Origin of the sequence: Haloferax denitrificans ATCC 35960 (genome assembly GCF_000337795.1) — an archaeon.
GTDB classification, from domain to species: domain Archaea; phylum Halobacteriota; class Halobacteria; order Halobacteriales; family Haloferacaceae; genus Haloferax; species Haloferax denitrificans.
On sequence record NZ_AOLP01000008.1, the window covers coordinates 298,776 to 316,299 of the forward strand.

The 17,524-nt window shown below is 67.9% G+C and carries 14 protein-coding genes; 9 read left to right on the forward strand and 5 right to left on the reverse strand.

Going from position 1 to position 17,524, the window contains the following annotated elements; translation table 11 throughout:
• Positions 1 to 59 precede the first annotated feature (59 nt).
• Together C438_RS06760 and C438_RS06765 are read right to left on the reverse strand one after the other, a co-directional pair.
• Positions 60 to 1,283 (reverse strand): outer membrane protein assembly factor BamB family protein, encoded by a 1,224-nt coding sequence (locus tag C438_RS06760; protein ID WP_049917808.1) that lies wholly within the window; start codon positions 1,281 to 1,283, stop codon positions 60 to 62.
• Positions 1,280 to 2,569 (reverse strand): outer membrane protein assembly factor BamB family protein, encoded by a 1,290-nt coding sequence (locus C438_RS06765; protein WP_004968591.1) that lies wholly within the window; start codon positions 2,567 to 2,569, stop codon positions 1,280 to 1,282. The genes C438_RS06760 and C438_RS06765 overlap by 4 nt, the downstream gene beginning before the upstream one ends.
• Positions 2,570 to 2,696: 127 nt before the next feature.
• Here C438_RS06765 and C438_RS06770 point away from each other — a divergent pair, with 127 nt between their 5' ends.
• From C438_RS06770 to C438_RS06780, 3 genes are all read left to right on the forward strand, one after another.
• Complete coding sequence (locus C438_RS06770) at positions 2,697 to 3,887, forward strand: PQQ-binding-like beta-propeller repeat protein (protein ID WP_004968592.1); 1,191 nt, start codon at positions 2,697 to 2,699, stop codon at positions 3,885 to 3,887.
• A complete protein-coding gene (locus tag C438_RS06775) occupies positions 3,877 to 5,133 on the forward strand; it encodes an outer membrane protein assembly factor BamB family protein (protein WP_049917810.1) in 1,257 nt (418 codons plus the stop codon). Before C438_RS06770 ends, C438_RS06775 begins: the two co-directional genes overlap by 11 nt.
• Positions 5,134 to 5,226: 93 nt before the next feature.
• Positions 5,227 to 6,243, forward strand: coding sequence for a HEAT repeat domain-containing protein (locus tag C438_RS06780; protein WP_004968594.1), 1,017 nt, complete (start codon positions 5,227 to 5,229; stop codon positions 6,241 to 6,243).
• Positions 6,244 to 6,273: 30 nt separating this feature from the next.
• Here C438_RS06780 and C438_RS06785 read toward each other — a convergent pair whose 3' ends face one another.
• Together C438_RS06785 and C438_RS06790 are read right to left on the reverse strand one after the other, a co-directional pair.
• Positions 6,274 to 8,448 (reverse strand): hybrid sensor histidine kinase/response regulator, encoded by a 2,175-nt coding sequence (locus tag C438_RS06785; RefSeq protein ID WP_004968595.1) that lies wholly within the window; start codon positions 8,446 to 8,448, stop codon positions 6,274 to 6,276.
• Positions 8,445 to 8,642 (reverse strand): hypothetical protein, encoded by a 198-nt coding sequence (locus C438_RS06790; protein WP_004968596.1) that lies wholly within the window; start codon positions 8,640 to 8,642, stop codon positions 8,445 to 8,447. The genes C438_RS06785 and C438_RS06790 overlap by 4 nt, the downstream gene beginning before the upstream one ends.
• A gap of 670 nt (positions 8,643 to 9,312) precedes the next feature.
• Between C438_RS06790 and C438_RS06795 the strand changes: the two genes are divergently transcribed.
• Positions 9,313 to 10,374: a zinc-binding dehydrogenase gene (locus C438_RS06795; RefSeq protein ID WP_049917812.1), complete on the forward strand. Its 1,062-nt coding sequence runs from the start codon at positions 9,313 to 9,315 to the stop codon at positions 10,372 to 10,374.
• 84 nt (positions 10,375 to 10,458) lie between these two features.
• On the opposite strand, the gene C438_RS06800 is transcribed toward C438_RS06795, so the two are convergent.
• The gene (locus C438_RS06800; protein WP_049917814.1) at positions 10,459 to 11,298 is read right to left on the reverse strand and encodes an aldo/keto reductase; all 840 of its coding nucleotides are present in this window, start codon (positions 11,296 to 11,298) and stop codon (positions 10,459 to 10,461) included.
• Positions 11,299 to 11,441: 143 nt separating this feature from the next.
• Between C438_RS06800 and C438_RS06805 the strand changes: the two genes are divergently transcribed.
• The 5 genes from C438_RS06805 to C438_RS06825 all read left to right on the forward strand — a co-directional run bounded on the left by C438_RS06805 (position 11,442) and on the right by C438_RS06825 (position 17,505).
• Positions 11,442 to 12,248 (forward strand): aldo/keto reductase, encoded by an 807-nt coding sequence (locus C438_RS06805; protein ID WP_004968599.1) that lies wholly within the window; start codon positions 11,442 to 11,444, stop codon positions 12,246 to 12,248.
• Positions 12,249 to 12,917: 669 nt separating this feature from the next.
• The gene (locus C438_RS19990) at positions 12,918 to 13,103 is read left to right on the forward strand and encodes a hypothetical protein (RefSeq protein ID WP_004968600.1); all 186 of its coding nucleotides are present in this window, start codon (positions 12,918 to 12,920) and stop codon (positions 13,101 to 13,103) included.
• A gap of 332 nt (positions 13,104 to 13,435) precedes the next feature.
• A complete protein-coding gene (locus C438_RS06815; RefSeq protein WP_004968601.1) occupies positions 13,436 to 13,942 on the forward strand; it encodes an LUD domain-containing protein in 507 nt (168 codons plus the stop codon).
• The gene (locus C438_RS06820) at positions 13,939 to 16,131 is read left to right on the forward strand and encodes an LUD domain-containing protein (protein WP_004968602.1); all 2,193 of its coding nucleotides are present in this window, start codon (positions 13,939 to 13,941) and stop codon (positions 16,129 to 16,131) included. Before C438_RS06815 ends, C438_RS06820 begins: the two co-directional genes overlap by 4 nt.
• Positions 16,132 to 16,242: 111 nt before the next feature.
• The gene (locus C438_RS06825; protein WP_004968603.1) at positions 16,243 to 17,505 is read left to right on the forward strand and encodes a mandelate racemase/muconate lactonizing enzyme family protein; all 1,263 of its coding nucleotides are present in this window, start codon (positions 16,243 to 16,245) and stop codon (positions 17,503 to 17,505) included.
• The last annotated feature ends 19 nt before the right edge of the window (positions 17,506 to 17,524 follow it).

Sequence of the window (17,524 nt, forward strand, 5' to 3'; positions counted from 1 at the left end):
CCCGACCACCAGACGAGCCGGCGGCCCGACCAGTCGAGTGACGGCCGGCGACGGACGCCCTAACTGAGTCGGACGACGGCGTTCCGCCCGGCGAAGTAGACGCCGCCCCCGGCGACGCTCGGCCCGATATCGAAGCGCTGGCGTTCGTCTCCGGCCAGTTCCTGTTGCGTATTCCCGGTGGCGGCGTCGAGGACGGTCATCGCGCCGCCGCTGTCGTCGTGCGTCGGGACGAACACCTTTCCCGCGCCGACGGCGATGCCGCTCGCGTAGCCCCCGGCGTAGTTCCGGTTGTCCCAACAGCGGGTCCCGTCAGCCAGCGCGAGCGCGACCAGTCGGTCGTCGGTCGCGACGTACACCCGGCTCCCGTCGGTCGCGATGGTCTCGGGCCGCCTCGGTCGACGTTCACCCCTCGCCCGCCGCGGTTCGAGTCGGTAGCGCCAGCGTTCCTCGCCGGTCTCGGCGTCGAACCCGAGCACGTTCCCGGCCCCGGTCCCGACGAGGACGGTTCCCGCGACGACCGAGACGTTACACGCGATTCGGGCGCTCGTCTTCGCGCGCCAGCGCTCCGCCCCGTCGGCCGCGGCCAGCGCCCGGACGTAGGTGTCGTCGCCGGCGGTGTAGACCGTGTCGCCGTCGACCGCGGGCGTCGAGTCGGAGGGGAACCCGGTCGCGGTCCGCCAGCGCGTCTCACCGGTCGAACGCGACAGCGCGTGGGTCGCCACGCCCGACTGGACGTAGACGGTGTCGCCCGCGACGATGGGGCTCGCGCCGAAGATGCCGCCGCCGAGGTCGTCTCGCTTCCAGCGCCGGTCTCCCGTCGCCGCGTCGAACGCGTGGGTCTCCTCGCCGGTCACGACGACGAGCGTCCCGCCGCCGACTGCGGGCGCGGGTTCGGGGTCGGTGAGCGGTCTGGTCCACATCCGCTCGCCGGTCTCGGCGTCGACCGCGGAGAGTTCGTCGTCCATGTCGTGGACGTAGACGGTGCCGTCGGCGACGACCGGGACGTGGTGGCCCACGTAGGTCTCGACGGGCACCGTCCAGTCTATCGCGAGGTCGCCCTCGGGGACCGCCTCGGCCGCGACGGCCCCGGTGTTCGTCGTCGGCCCCAGCACGCCGCGCCAGTCCGTCGTCGCCGGTTCGACGGGGTCGTACTCGGGGCACTCACCGCTCGTCGGGTTGTGTTCCGACCGCGTTCCGAGACAGCCCGCCGCGCCGACGGCGGCGGCGCTTCCGAGACTCGCCAAGAGCCGTCGCCGAGTCGGTCGCCGGTCGGCGTCGGTCATGCGACCTTCACCACCCCGCGGTGTGGGTGAGTCAGATACATCGCGTCTCCGGTGACGACCGGCGACGCCATCGGTCGCCTGTAGTACGGTTCGGCGAAGTAGTTCCCCGACTGGAGCCACTCGTCGGCGTCGCCGCCCCACAGCCGCGTTCCGTCGGTGGCAGAGACCGCTCCGGTCCGGAGGTAGACCCGGCCGTCGGCGACGGGCGGACGAGCGAGATACGGGAGCGCCGTCGGGTCGCGGTGGTGGCTCGGCGGCGCTTCGTTCACCACGCGCCATTGTTCGACGCCCTCGCTCCGGGAGAGCGCGTAGAGGTTCTTCGCGCCGACGTACACTCGCTCGTCGTCGACCGTCGGCGGGCCTGCCACCGTCGAGCCGGTCACGAACCGCCACCGCTCCTCGCCGGTGTCGGCGTCCAGCGCGTAGACGGTCCCGCCGACGGTCGCGTACAGCGCGTCGTCGGTGACGGCGAGGCCGTTAGGCGATCGGCCGTACCGCCCGTCGAGCACCGCCCGCCAGCGCCGCCCACCGCCGTGGTCGTAGCCGAGGACGACGACCGCCTCGCGCTCCCGCTCGAACGGCGTGAAGGCGGCGTAGACGCCGCGGTCGTCGGCGACGGGCATCGTCGTCTCGACCGGCTCGTCCGGGCCGACGAGGAGTTCCGACGGACCCGGTCGGTCGGCGGCCCACAGCCGGTCTCCACCGCTCCCGACGGCGTGCAGGCGACCGCTCCCGCTTTCGACGTACAGTCGGTTTCCGTACGCCGTCGGCGTGCCGAGCCGGCCGCCGAGGTCCGCGGTCCACTCGCTCGACCCGTCGCTCCCGACGGCGTGGAGCGCGCCGTCGTACCCGCCGACGACGACGGTTTCGGAGTCGTCGCCGACGACCGCGGGGCCGCCGCCGAGTCCCCCCGCGAAGCCTTCGACCCACCGGACCGACCCGGACGCGGCGTCGATTGCGGCCAGCGGGCTCACGAAGTCGTCCGGCCTGTAATAGTGGGTGGCGAGCCCGGCGACGTAGACGGTGCCGTCGGCGACGACCGGCGGGGAGAGCGCGCCGTAGAGCGGTGGGTCGGCGGAACTCCGCGAGACGCTCCACGAGACGGTTCCCTCGGTCGGGCCGGCGGGCGCGTGACCCGTCGCCCCCGGGTCGTAGCCGGCGGTCGGCCACGCCGTCGTCGGCGCGTCGAACGTCGCGTCCGGGGTCGGCGGGGAACCGCCACAGCCGGCGAGACCGACCGCGAGCGCGGCTCCGCCCGCGGCCAGCACCTCGCGTCTGGAGAGCATACGCCCGCCGTCTCGGCGCGGGGTAAAAGGCTTCGTGGCTTTCCGCTCGGAGACCCGCCGGCCGAGGCCGGTCGCGCCGCCGTCGAAACCAACAGGAGTATTATCAACCGGGTCACACGTTCCCGCGATGCCCTCCTATTCGAGACGCGACGCGCTGAAGGCGATTCCCGCGCTCGCCGCCGGCCTCGCCGGCTGTGCGAGTCTCACGGGCCGCGACGATTCGCTCCCGATGCCGACCGCGTGGACGGCGGACGTGCGAACTCCGACCCGCGCCCTGCGACCGTCGTCCGGCCCCTTGCTCGTCGGGACTGGGAGCCCGTTTCACGCCGACCCGATGGTGTCCGCGCTCGACCCCGAAACCGGCGAGGAGCGCTGGGCGGTGACCGGTCGAAAAGGACACCGGTCGCCCCTCGCCCTCGACGACCGCCACGCCTACCTGTTCTCGAAGGCGGAGCGGGCCACGGCGGTCGATTACGAGACGGGCGAGAAATCGTGGACCACCGGGTTGACGGGTGTGGACAGAGCCGACCCGGGCGTCGTCCAATATCCGCCGGTCGTCGCCGGCGACACCGTCGTCTTCCCCATCTCGGGCACGGAAAACGACGTGGTGGACCGACTGCTCGGGCTGTCCCGCGAGGAGGGCGAGCGACGCTTCCGCGCCGAACTTCCGGCGTCGCTCGCCGGTGCGCCCGCCGCCGCACCCGCCGGCGACGGCTCCGATGCCGGCGTCGTCGCGCCCGTCCTCGACGGAACGCTTCGCCGGTTCGCAACTGACGGCTCCGAGTCGTGGCGCGTCGACGTGGGCCCGTCGCCGTCGTCGGTGGCGGTCGCCGGCGACACCGTGTTCGTCGGGAGCGCGACCGAGGAACTGCTGGCGCTCGACGCGGCGACCGGCGAGGTTCGGTGGCGCGCGCCGCTCCGAAACACCGTGTTCGCCCGGCCGCTCGTCGCCGACGGCCGCGTGTACGTCGGCGGCGCGGACTACTTCGTGTACGCCTTCGACGCCGAGACGGGAACCCGGCTGTGGCGGGACGAACTGGCCGGCCCCGTGACCTGCGGGCCGACCCGCGTCGGCGACCGACTGGTGACCGTCGTGGGGTCGGACATCCTCGTCCGGGGGCACAGCGGAACCGTCCCGTTCGACCCGACCGCGCTGTACGTCCACGCGACCGACGGGACGCTCGTCGACGAATATCGGCTTGAGCGAACTCCCGACGGCGGCAGGGTGAACTGGGCCGTCGCCGCCGGCGACGGCGTCTACGTCGGACAGGAGTGGCAACTCGCCCGCCTCGACGCGGAGGTGCTCGATGCCGAGTGAGCGCTCGGAGCAGTCTGACTCTACCGGGAATCGGCACCGAAACGTCACCCGCCGCGAAATGCTCGGCGGCCTCGCGGCAGTCGGCTCGCTCGCGGTCGCCGGCTGTAGCTCGATTCCCGGGCTCAACGGGCGACGACCCGTCTGGCGACGTGATATCGACGGAGCGTACATGGCCGGCCCGCTCGCCGTCACCGACGACCTCGTCCTCGCCGGGATGCAGGACAAGGCGCTGTACGGCCTGCGGCGCGAGGACGGGTCGACCGCCCTCCGGTTCGAGACGGGCGGCCCGATAGAGGCGCGACCCGTCGCCCCGCCGTCCGGCGGCCCGTACCACGTCCACAGCACCGACGGCGACCTCTACGCCGTCGATTCGTCGGGCGAGGAACTGTGGCGCGACGAGGGCACGGCGCGCCGGGCGCGACTCGTCCGCACCGGCTCGCTCGTCGCCGAACTCGACTTCGCGGGCTCCGAGGACACGCTCACCGGCTACGACTCCCAAACCGGCGACCGACGCTTCGACCGGGCTGTCTCGTCGTACTTCCTCAACGGCGTCACCGACGACTCGCTCGTGGTTCCCGTGCCGGCGGGGGGGAGCGAATCGCGCGTCGTCTCGCTCTCGCCGGCGGACGGAAGCGTTCGATGGCGGACCGAGCCCCGGCGGTGGTATCCCAACGTCGCCGCGGACTCCCGACTCGCCGTCGCCGCGAGGGACGGGACGCTGGTGGCTTACGAACCCTCCGACGGGAGCGTTCGGTGGCGCGTCCCCGTCGGCGACGTGGGACGGACGACGGTGCTCGGGTCGCAGGCGTACCTCACCCGCGACCGGGACGGCGGGCGGCAGGAACTGCTCGCGTTCGACCGGGAGACCGGCGAGCGCCTGTGGGCGAACCCCACGGGCTACCAGATTCGGGCGGTCGAGCCCACGGACGACGCGGTGTTCGTCGGGAGCCGCGTCGACGACCCCGACGGCGGGATTCTCGGCCGGGTCGACTGCTTCGGCCTCGACGGCACGCGGCGGTGGCGGACCGTGACCGGACTCCCGTCGCTCGACTCGCTCGGCGTCACGGACTCCCGCGTCGTCGCCGTCTGGGACCGCGGCTTCGAGGTGCTGGCCCGCGAGACCGGCGCGTCGCGGTGGTCGTACGAACCGGACTCGTACAGTCGGCTCTCGTCCCGCGTCGAGTCTGCGTCGGTGTTCGTCTCGTACGTCGACGACGGCGCAGTCGCGCGGTTCCCGCTGGACTGACGCCGCGTCCCCGACCCCTCGATTCGACGACGCGCTCCCCACCAACTTATTGCCGTGCCGAGGGGATACTCCGCCAACGAGGGACACGAACCGATGGACGACACACGCCGCGCGTCTCCGCTGGAGCGCCTCGTCGAAGCAGTCGAGACCCGGGCCGACGAGGAGGTGAGCGACTCTCTCGGGGCGCTCCGGACGGCGTCGGACGAGGACCGTAAACAGGCGCTCCGAGAGCTTCGAGGCCTCGCGGACGACCGGCCGACCGCGTTCGAGTCGTTTCTTCCCGCCGTCACGCCGTTTCTCACCGACGACGACCGCGCCGTCCGACTGCTGACCGCGAAGGCGCTCGTCGCGGTCGCGGCGGCCGCTCCCGACGCGGTCACTCCCGCGATTCCGGCGCTCGCCGACCGCCTCGCCGACGAGGAGGAGTTCTACTACGTCCGCGCCCGGTCGGCCGAGGCGCTGGGCTACGTCGCGCTCGAACACCCCGACGCGGTCGCCTCGCCGGACGTGCTCGCGGACCTCCGCGTCGGCCTCTCGTTCGACGAACCCGAGGTGAAACAGAAGCTGGCGAAGGCGCTCGAATGCGTCGCGCTCGGCGACCCCGGCCGGCTTCGCCACCGCGTCTCGGCGCTCGTCGAACACCTCGACGACCGAGACGAACTCGTCCGATACCACCTCTGTACGGCGATAGCGGCCGTCGGCTGTGACGCCCCGGACTCGCTCGGCGCGGGTCGGTCGGCGCTCTCCGCTCGGCTCGCCGACGAGAACGCCTTCGTCCGGGGCCGCGCCGCCGAGGCGCTCGGGCTGTTGGCCCGCGAGCGCGGCGAATCGGTGATGGCTCCGGACTCGGAGCTCGGTGCGGAGTCCGACGAGGCGACCGCGTTCGTCGCCGAGCGAGTCCGCTTTCTCCGGGCGTCGGGTGACGGCGATGACAGTGACAGTGACTCGCCGGCCGACGGCGTCGGGACGCTCGCCGGCGTTCGAGACACGACCGCGGACGCGGTCGCCGAGATTACGTCGACCGACGCGGACGGGGAGTGTCCCCATTGCGGTGTCGAGCTCCCCGAGGGCGCGCCGCCGATGTGTCCGAGTTGCGGCGTTCCGTACTGAGTCGGCCGTCTCGCCCTCCGTGCGCCGTGTTCACGCCCGGCCGTCGGCGAAGTCGACGCCCGTGATTTCGAAGCGGGTGCCTCCCTCGGCGGACTCGGTGACGCGGACCTCCCAGCCGTGGGCTTCCGCCACCTGCTTGACGATGGCGAGACCGAAGCCGGTCCCCGAGCGCGAGGTGGTGTACCCGGCCTCGAAGACCGTGTCGCGGTGGTCGGCCGAGATGCCGTCGCCGTCGTCGGCGACGTAGAAGCCGTTCGGGAGGTCGCCGACCGTCACCGTCACGCCCGGGCCGCCGTGCTCGACCGAGTTACGGACGAGGTTCTCGATGAGTTGCTGGAGCCGGCTTCGGTCGGCGACGACGGTCGTCGTCAGGTCGTTTCGGAGGTCGGCGTCCGCCGTCTCGACGGTCCGCCAGCAGTCGTCGACGAGCGACGACAGCGCCACGGTTTCGCAGTCGCCGACGTCGTCGCCCTCGCGGGCGAGCGTCAGCAGGTCGTCGATGAGGTCACCGATGCGGTCGAGCGCCTCCGCGGCGGTGGCGAGCCGGTCGCTGTCGTGTTCCTCGCGCGCCAGCTGAACGTTGCCGGTGGCGACGTTCAGCGGGTTCCGCAGGTCGTGGCTGACGACGCTGGCGAACTCGCTCAGCCGCTCGTTCTGCCGCTGGAGCTGTCGTTCGCGCTCGCGTTGTTCGGTCGTGTCGCGGTACATCCAGAGGTGGCCGGTCCCCTCGGGCAGTTCGATGGGTTCGTAGCTTCGGGCGAGCGTCCGGCCGCGCGCCAGTTCGACCGACTCGGAGTAGACGGATTCGGACCCGGATATCAGCTCGTCGACGCGCTCGACGAAGCCCTCGGGGTCGGTGGTGAGTTCGCCGGCCTCTCGCGCCAGTTTCAGACAGTCCGCGTCGACGAGCTCCGCGGGCGACTCCTGGATGTCGAACAGTTCGAGCAGTCGGTCGTTGACCGCGAGGACGGTCCGGTCGCTGTTCTCGGCGAGGACCCCGACCGGGAGCGCCCCGACGAGCGTCGAGAGCAGGACTTTGGTCCGTTCGAGTTCGTCTTCGTGGTCGACGCGCTTGGAGATGTCGCGGCTGATGGCGACGAAGCGGTCCTCGCCGGCGAGGTCGAGCCGGCGGACGTGGACCTCGACCGGGAACGTCGAGCCGTCCTTGCGGGTGTAGGCGCCCTCGATCCGCCGCCTGTCGCCTTGCTCCATGTCGTTCCAGATGTCCGTGGCTCGCTCGGCGCCCAGCGTTCGGTCCAGGTCCCAGACCTTCATCTCGGTGAGTTCCGCGGCGCTGTAGCCGGTCGCCTCGCACAGTTGGGGGTTCGGGTCGAGGATGTCGCCGTCGACGTTGTGAACGTTGACCATGTCGGGCGACTCCTCGAAGAGCGCGGTGAGCCGCGCCGTCGTCTCCCGGAGTCGCGCCTCGCGCTCGATGCGCTCGGTCACGTCCTGAAACAGCGAGAAGACCGCGACGACCTCGCCGCCGTCGTCGGTGACGACGCGGTTGTGCCACTCGCAGTGGATGTGTTCACCGTCCTTTCGGACGTTCTCGTCGACGCTGTGGTAGCCTCCGGTGTCCGTGGCGAGCTGGTCCGTGACGGTGTCGACGTTGTCGTAACTGCCCTCCGTGACGATGGCCTCCCAGGTGTGGCCGCGCAGTTCCGCCTCGGAGTAGCCGAGAATGTCTTCCGCACGCTCGTTGAGGCCGACGATGCGGAAGTCGCTGTCGTACTCCAGGACGCCGAGGGGCGACTGTTCGATGAAAAGCGAGAGACGCTGTTCGCTCGCCTCGAGCGCGCGCTGTGAGCGGTACTGCTCGACCGCGTTCTCGATGCGGTTGGCGAGGACGGTGTACTGACTGGTCCCGTGTTCCTTCTGGAGGTAGTCGGTGACGCCCGCGGAGATGGCGTCGCTCGCGACCTCCTCGCTTCCTTTGCCAGTAAAGAGGATGAACGGGAGGTCTGGGGCGTCCTCGCGGAGGGCTTCGAGGAAGTCGAGACCGTCGAGGCTTGGCATGTCGTAGTCGGAGACGACGCAGTCGAACTCCTCGTCGGCAAGTCTGTCGAGTCCCGCCGCCACCGACGTTTCGGTCTCGACCCGGAACCGGTCGTGCATCCGTTCGAGGAACGCGGCCGCCAACTCCGCGAAGGCCTCGTCGTCGTCGACGTGCAGGACGGCCACCTCGTTCACCGTCTCACTCATAGCTGTTCTCCGTGAAAGTTCGACGGGAGATACTTAACCGTGACTGGCCGGCCGCTCAGTCGGAGACGCCGACGTTTCGACTCGGTGAACTGTTCGCTCGACTCGCGGGCGGTCCCGGATATCCGGACGAGTTCCACCACCGGCGTCTCGGACTCGTCGCCCCGACGGTCGCGGTAGATGGTCGTTTCGCTCACGCATGCGGTCGAACTTTCACCGCCGGACGGGCGACGTAGCGACGGCGTTCGACGTCGAACCAATATTATATGTATAATATTATATATGGTGAAATATAAGAAACATGACTATTCTTCAGCTTGGTTTTCCTCGACGTGTTCGGCGCTGGTTCACGTTTCGTGATACCCGCGTTACGACAGAGGCCTGTGCGGGTCGAACTCACTTTCGGGGTTGCGTGAGGCCGACGAGACGACTTTCACGGGATAGTTTATCTCGACTCAGATTGGCGCGTGGACCACCTCTCGACCAGAACCGTGGGTGAACGGGAGTCGTGACGGTCTCTGTCGCGGCGGACGGTCGGGTGGTACCCATCGAGACGAATCGGGTCTCACCGACGCACCCCCTCCGAACCACGCCCGGTTGAGTGTCGCTCGTCTCCGACGACGCACGGTTGACGAGACGGCGCTTGTCGCCGATACTATCAGATAACAGTATTATATATGTGTCTGTCTGTTTCGGCCCGAAACGCGACGAGCGAGCAAGTGGAACGGCGCGGGCGTCACCCCAACTGTTCTCGCTCATTCGTCGCGTACTCGCCCCGCGATTCGCTCCGCCTGTGGTCTGGCGTCCGCGATACTGGGGTGACATCCCCGTACAACTATACTAATTGCCAGCAATCACCATGGTACGATGCGCGCAGTAACTTTCACAACTCCCGGTGAGCCGCTCGAAATTCGGGAGGTCGACGAACCGGCACTAGACGAGGCGGGTGTCATCGTGGAGACGGAGGCGTGCGGAATCTGCCGAAGCGACTGGCACGCGTGGCAGGGCGACCCGCTCTGGGAGTCTCGGGATTTCGACGACGGACACGTCTTCGGTCACGAACCGGCCGGCGTCGTCGTCGAGGTCGGCGACGAGGTTGAACACGTCCGCGAAGGCGACCGAGTGACAGTCCCCTTCAACCTCGGCGACGGGACGTGTCCGTCCTGTCGGTTGGGTCGCTCGAACGTCTGCGATAACCGGGTCCCGCTCGGACTCGCACCCGAGGCCAACGGGGCCTTCGCCGAACGATTCCACGTGCCGTGGGCGGATTACAACGTCGTCCAGCTCCCGGACAGCGTCGCGTCGGTCGAGATGGCCGGTCTCGGCTGTCGGTTCATGACCTCGTTTCACGCTCTCGTCCACCGTGCAGACGTCACCGCGGGAGACTGGGTGGTCGTCTACGGCTGTGGTGGCGTCGGCCTGTCCGCCGTTCACATCGCCGACGCGCTGGGGGCCAACGCCGTCGCCGTCGACCTCTTCGACGAGAAACTGTCGTTTGCGCGCGAACTAGGCGCTGTCGAAACGCTCAACGCAAACGACCTCGCTGACGTTCCGTCGGAGGTGCGAGGGCTGACAGACGGCGGCGCTCACGTCTCGGTCGACGCCCTCGGAATCGCCGAAACGTGCCAAAACGCGGTCAAGAGCCTCCGAAAGAGAGGTCAGCACGTGCAAGTCGGACTCACGTCGAACGAGGAGGGCGGAGAGGTCGCGCTCCCGACAGACCGGATGGTACTCGACGAACTCCAGTTCATCGGTGCGGTCGGGATGCCTCGACCACGCTACGACGAAATCTTCAGAATGATGGACCGCGGCGCGCTCGAACCGGCGGCAGTGATATCCGAAACGGTGTCTCTCGACCAGACACCCGAACTGCTAGCCTCGATGACGGACTTCGACACCGTCGGCATCCCAGTGATTGACACGTTCTGACGGCGGAGATCGAACCGAGGTGCTGGCAAACCGCGCTCCGTGCGCCACACAGACAACGGAACCACCTTCGTCAGGTCGAACCGACTACTCTGGAACCCCGTACACCTCTCGAGACCAGTCCTGTTCGAGCGTATCGTAGACCGGCTGGTTCCGGTCCAGTTCGTCGATACGCCGTTGGTCTTCCGCGTCGAGTTCCCAGTCGAACAACGCACCGTTTTCGGCGATGTGCGTCGCGGAACTCGACTTCGGCAGGACGACGACGTCCTTCTCGACGGCCCATTTGAGGACGATTTGCGCGGGAGATTTGTCGTACGTCTCTGCGATAGCCTGAATCGTCGCGTCTTGCAGTACCTCCGTCCGCCCGAGCGGTGCCGCGGCTTCGACGGCCACCCCGTTCGACTGGCAGTAGTCGACCAAGTCGCGCCGCTGGAACCAGGGATGGAACTCGATTTGATTGACGGCGATGGGGACGTCCGTGATGTGTAACGCGTTACTCAGCTGATAGCCGCTGAAGTTGGAGACGCCGACGTTGCGCACCTTCCCGTCGTCGGCGAGCGTCTTCATCGCATCGAGCGTCTCTCGGAGCGAAATCGCCGGGTTCGGCCAGTGAATCAGATACAAATCGAGATAGTCGGTTCCGAGTCTGTCGAGTGAGTTCTCGCACGACTCGATGACGCTACCGTAGTTGAGGTTCGCCGGCAGTACCTTCGACGTGAGAAACAGGTCTTCGCGGTCGTAGTCCGCGAGCGTCTCACCGATTTCGCCCTCGTTTTGATATCCCTCAGCCGTGTCGACGTGGGTGTAGTCACCGTCGAGCGCGGCGCGTACAGACGCGCGAACGGTCGCGCCATCGATATCCCACGTTCCGAGGCCGACCTTCGGAAGGTCGTCTCCGCTTGGAAGTCTGACAGTCAAACTCGTCATCGGACCGTACATTCGTCCGCCGTCGTATCAATCTACCCCAGCGCGCGGAGACGAGACTCCCCGCTCCGGATTCGTCCCGGTGGGCCGGCGGGGGGCACGCCGACGGCGAAAGAGTTTACTTGCAGATACGGGTGATACGTCGTATGGTATCACCTCTGCCACCAATCGGGCTCGGAACGTGGGAAAACGACGACCCGACGCAGTGCGCCCGGTCGGTCCGGACCGCCATCGAACTGGGGTACAGACACGTCGACACCGCAGAGCACTACGGGAACGAATCGGCCGTCGGCGACGGCATCGAGGAAGCCGACGCGCCTCGCGACGAGCTGTTTCTCGCCACGAAAGTCCACCCGATAAGCGGTGGGATGACCCACGACGAAGTCCTCGAAGAGGCCGACGCGAGCATGGAGCGGCTCGGCGTCGACTACCTCGACCTCCTGTACGTTCACTGGCCGGTCGGGGAGTACGAGGCCGCCGAGACCCTCGGCGCGTTCGAACATCTCGTCGAGGCGGACCGCGTCCGACACGTCGGCGTGTCGAACTTCGACGTCGACCTCCTCGACGAGGCCCGCGAGGTCCTCGACTCACCGCTTTTCGCACACCAGGTCGAGCTACACCCGTTTTTGCCGCAACGCGAACTCGTCGAAGACGCCCAGCGGCACGAGTACACGCTCGTCGCGTACTCGCCGCTCGCACGCGGCGAGGCCCTCACGAACGAGACCATCTACGACATCGCCGAACAGTACGAGACGTCGCCCGCGCAGGTGTGTCTCGCGTGGGTGACGAGCCACGAGAACGTCGTCGCGATTCCGAAAGCAACCTCCAGCGCCCACCTCGAAGACAACCTCGGTGCCGCCGCGCTCGAACTGGACGACGAAGACATCGCCCGCATCGACGACATCGAACGGCGCACGCGCTTCGTCGAGCGCGACGGTGCGCCGTGGCAGTGACCCCTCCGGCGGTCCCGCAGAGATACTGAGAGACGGTTGCATCGGAGCCACCGGCTTCGTCGTCGGGAGCGTCGACTCCTCCGATTAGCGGCGACGCCAATCGGCCGACTCCCCCGTACGCCATCTCTGAGACCCGTCTGCCTCCGAGGGAGGAACGTGGAACGACTGTTCGAAACTCCACTCCTGCGGGGGTAGTGGCGAGCCGGCTGGTCGGTGTGCGACGAGAGCGAACGTACTCGCTGTTCACCGCGAGCACGTCGAGCGACACATTACAGGCGTACATGTGTAATTGTTCGAGGACTGGCGCCCTCCGTGTTCGATGATAGTAAACCGCGGTGCGGCGAGCGGCGACCACGCGGAGCGTTCACAGCTACGGTTCGCTCTGGTAATTCGGGACACGGCGTTATCGACGCCGTCGCGTCACTCCGTGCGAACGTTCAGTCGTGTCGAACGCGACTCAAACGTCCCGACACGGGGGACCGGTTAAGTCGGTCGCGCGCGAGGCGCCCGTACGGACGTTCAACCGATGACGGGCGACGGCGAGGAGATACTCGACGGGGTCCACCCCGCACAGCTCGCGGCGGGGCGGCAGGGCAGTGTTCAACACTCCCGTATCGAGTCGGGCGGCTCGTCGGAACGCACAGCCACGAACACGAACAGAACGGATGGGTGTCGTCGGGGGAGTTGCTGTTCACGGTCGACGACGAAGAGTACCTCGTCGGACCGAACACCTCCTCCGTCATTCCGGGAGCGGTCCCCCGCTCTGCCGAGAACCGCGGCGAGGTCGACGCCGTCGGTATCGAAGTGTTCTCACCGCCGCGGGTGACACCGCCGTGGGAGGGTGACGACGAATAAACGGGATTCACACCCGAAACTGACTCACCAGCCCTTGCGGACGAAACCGCGTGAGCTGAGGTTCGACGCCGGACTACGGGGGAGTTCTTCGAGTTCGGCCTCCTCCGAGCGTCGAGGTGCGGTCGACGAGTGGAACGGCTCCCTCGACAGCCTCACCCTCGGCGTGCGCCCCCAACGACGGGCGCGGCGGCGACAGCAGTCGGCGATACCAGTCGCGCGTACTGACCGCCGACCCGCCGCACCCGCCGCACCCACCGCGGCCGTCCGGCATCATATGAGCACCTCCGAGTCCCATGCCAACAATTATCATTTTCGTCCCGTATGGTACTGCTATGGCTACTGGTACTATCGGGGCGTTCGAGCAGTCGCTCACAGACGTCGGCGTGGAGTTGACGCGCGCGACCCCTGCGACGTTCTCCGAGACGCTCGCGAGCGTCGTCGACGAACCGGCCGTCGGAACCCCGCTCGGCTTCGACGGCGTCTCGCTGAAGGACACCCCCGTAACGACGGAACTCACGCCGAGAGACCTCACCGAGGCACAGACCGGCGTCACGCCAATCGGGCGCGCCATCGCACAGTACGGGACGCTCGTCGTCGAGTCGAACGCCGCCGGGAACGAACCCGTCTCGCTTTACCCGCCGACACACGTCGGCGTCGTCCGCGAGAGCGACGTCATCGAGGACGTGACCGAGGCGATGCCGAAGCTCGCCGAGCAGTTCTCCGACGGCGGGTCGGTCGTCTTCGCCACGGGAGCGAGCGCGACCGGCGATATGGGCGCACTCGTGAAAGGGGTCCACGGGCCGAAGACGGTTCGCGTGGTCCTCGTGGAGGGACTATGAGCCTCGAAGAGCGCCGGGCGAAAGCGAGACACATCCGTCACTTACTGGAGACCGAAGGCCGCGCGATTCGCGAGAACACGACCGTGTTCAACGAAGACCGCTACGAAGTCTCCGAGAGCTTCGACGGCTACGAGGGGCTCCGCAGTCGGGCGCGCCGAATCAAGGAAGACGCAATCGACCGCCTTCCGGAGCTCATCGACCGGCTCCGCGAGAGCGTCGAGGCCAACGGCGGCGAGCTCTACGTCGCCGACGACGCGGCGGACGCCAACCGGTACATCGAAGCCGTCGTCGACGGCGAGGACGCGGACACCGTGGTGAAATCGAAGTCGATGACGACCGAGGAGTTGGACGTCAACGACCACCTCGAAGCCGCCGGCGTCGACGTCTGGGAGACCGACCTCGGCGAGTTCGTCCTCCAGGTCGCAGACGAGTCGCCGTCGCATCTCGTCGGCCCCTCGCTCCACCGCTCACAGGAAGACGTCGCTCGACTGTTCAACGAACGGTTCGACCCCGATGAGCCGTTCGAGACGGCAGAAGAGCTCACGGCGTTCGCGCGTGACTATCTCGGTGCCCGCATTCGTTCCGCAGACGTGGGAATGACCGGTGCGAACTTCGTCCTCGCTGATTCGGGCACGATTACGCTCGTCACGAACGAGGGGAACGCCCGCAAGACGGCGGTGACCCCGAACACGCACATCGCGGTCGCGGGCGTCGAGAAAGTCATCCCGAGCGCCGACGAACTCCAACCGTTCATTGAACTCATCGCGAAGGCGGCGACGGGGCAACCTATCTCCCAGTACGTCACGATGCTCACCCCGCCCGTGGACTCGCCGACTATCGACTTCTCTCGGCCGACCGAACCGCTCGGTTCGGGCGACGACGACAGAGCGTTCCACCTCGTCCTCGTGGACAACGGTCGGATGGCGATGCGAGACGACGACCATCTCGAAGAGACGCTCTACTGCATTCGGTGCGGGGCGTGCGCGAACTCCTGTGCGAACTTCCAGCACGTCGGCGGGCACGCGTTCGGCGGCGAGACCTACACCGGCGGTATCGCGACCGGGTGGGAAGCCGGCGTTCACGGGCAGGACTCGGCGGCGACGTTCAACGACTTCTGTACGGGGTGTTCGCGCTGTGCTGACGCCTGCCCCGTGAAAATCGACATTCCGTGGATAAACACGGTCGTCCGCGACAGAATCAACCACGAGTCGGACGGGGCCGCCTTCGACTTCCTCGTCGAGGGGTTGACTCCCGATGCGGAGCCCGGGGGCCTCGACGTTCAGAAGCGTCTCTTCGGGAACTTCGGGACGCTGGCACGGGTCGGGTCGGCGACGGCACCGCTCTCGAACCGACTCGCGGAACTCGGGGCGGTGCGGTCGGCGATGGAGCGGTTCTTCGGCGTCGACGCCCGGCGCGACCTCCCGACGTTCGAGCGGGAGACGTTCGCCGACTGGTTCGACGCCCGCGAGTCGCCGGACAACGACGGGCGCGAGGTGGTCGTCTACCCCGACGCGTACACCAACTACGTGCTCGTGAACCGGGGGAAGGCGGCGGTGAGGGTGCTCGAAGCGCTGGGCGCGCAGGTCGAACTCGCGACGCCGCAGGAGAGTGGCCGGGCACCGCTCTCGCAGGGGATGATACGGACCGCAACCCGGCGGGCGTCAGCGGTGAGTGCCGACCTGACGACGTACATCGACGACGGGTTCGACGTCGTGGTCATCGAGCCCTCCGACCTCGCCGCGTTCCGCCGAGAGTACGGGAAGCTCCTCGACGAGGAGACACACGAGCGACTCGCAGGGAACTCCTACGACGTCATGGAGTACGTCTACGGCTTACTCAACACCGGTGCCGACGCGGGCGTTCTCGCCGAGCCGTCGGAGCCGCTGGCGTACCACAGCCACTGTCAGCAACGCACCATCGGCGTCGAGACGTACACCGAGGCGGTCCTGACGGACCTCGGCTTCGACCTCCTCACGTCGGACGTCGAGTGCTGTGGGATGGCGGGGAGCTTCGGCTACAAAAGCGAGTACTACGAACTCAGCATGGACGTGGGGAGCGACCTCGAAGCGCAGTTCGCAGACGCGACCGACCGCACGCTCGTCGCGAGCGGGACCTCCTGTACCGAACAGCTCGGCGACCTGTTCGAACGGGACGTCGTCCACCCGGTCGAACTCATCGCACCGGAGTAAGAGACGGGTCGGAGGCTCTCTCAGTGGAGCGGTTTCCCGCACGCTCTCAGGGCTGTCCGTGGCGGCTTCCGCGGGGAAGATTATTGACGGTGGCCCGCGACCATCACGACGATGCCGCACTCGAAGTACGAGCATCTCGTAACGGAGATGAACGCAGGAGTCGGATGGCGGAACCTCGCGGACGACGGACTGTCCCGCGACCCGACACGGGACGTCGAGATTACGGCCGTCGACTGCCGAGTGCTCGGCGGGAACTTCCCGTGGAACCTCGTGACCGTCGAGACGGACGCCGGCGTCCGCGGATACGGTGAAGCGTTCGCCGGACCGGTCAGCGAACACGTCGAGTTCCTCGAAAACGGCCTCGTCGGCGAGAACCCCTACGACGTCGAGCGCCTCACCGAGCACATGACCCAGATGCTGTCCGGACTCGCCGGGGGCGAAGGCTACTCGCAGGCGGCGGTGTCCGGTATCGAAACCGCCCTCTGGGACGCCGTCGGGAAGCTCACCGGCCTCCCAGTCTATCAGTTGCTCGGCGGGAAGTTCCGCGACTCGGTCGCCATCTACTGTGACTGCCACGCGGGCGAACACCTCGGCGAAGGCGGCGACGACCCCCACGAAACGTACGACCCGGCCGTGTACGCCGACGTCGCCGAAGCAGTCGTCGGCGAGGGGTTCGACGCGCTGAAGTTCGACCTCGATGTCGCGCCGGGGGACACCGACACGGCGACGCGTCGCCTCACGAACGCCGCCGTCCAACACAAGGTCGATATCGTGGACGCGATTCGGGAGCGAATCGGGGGGGAGCCGACGCTCGCGTTCGACTTCCACTGGAGTTTCACCGTCGAGACGGCCCTTCGACTCGCGCGCAAGCTCGAACCGTACGACCTCGCGTGGATAGAAGACCCCGTCCCGCCGGAGAGCGCCGACGCGCACCGGCGAGTCATGGCGGGGACGACCACCCCAATCCTCGCCGGGGAGAACCTCGTTCGCACGGAGGGTTTTCTTCCGTTTTTCGAGGCGGGGGCAATCGATATCGCCGCCCCGGACATCCAGAAGTGCGGCGGGTTGAGCGAGTTCCGGAAGATTGCGACCGTCGCCGACGCGTACGACGTGCCAATCACCCCGCACAACGTCGCGAGCCCGCTTGGGACCATGGCGTCCGTCCACGCCTGTGCGACGGTTCCCAACGCGTTCGCGCTCGAATACCACGCTCGCGACGTCGACTGGTGGGACGACCTGCACGCGGGCGGTCCACTCATCGAAGACGGTGAGATTACGGTTCCCGAGCGGCCGGGCCTCGGCATCGACCTCGACATCGGGGAAGTAAACGACCGACTCGCCGCCGGAGAAGAACCGCTGGAAGCCGAGGGCTGACGGCGGCAGGTTTTTCTTC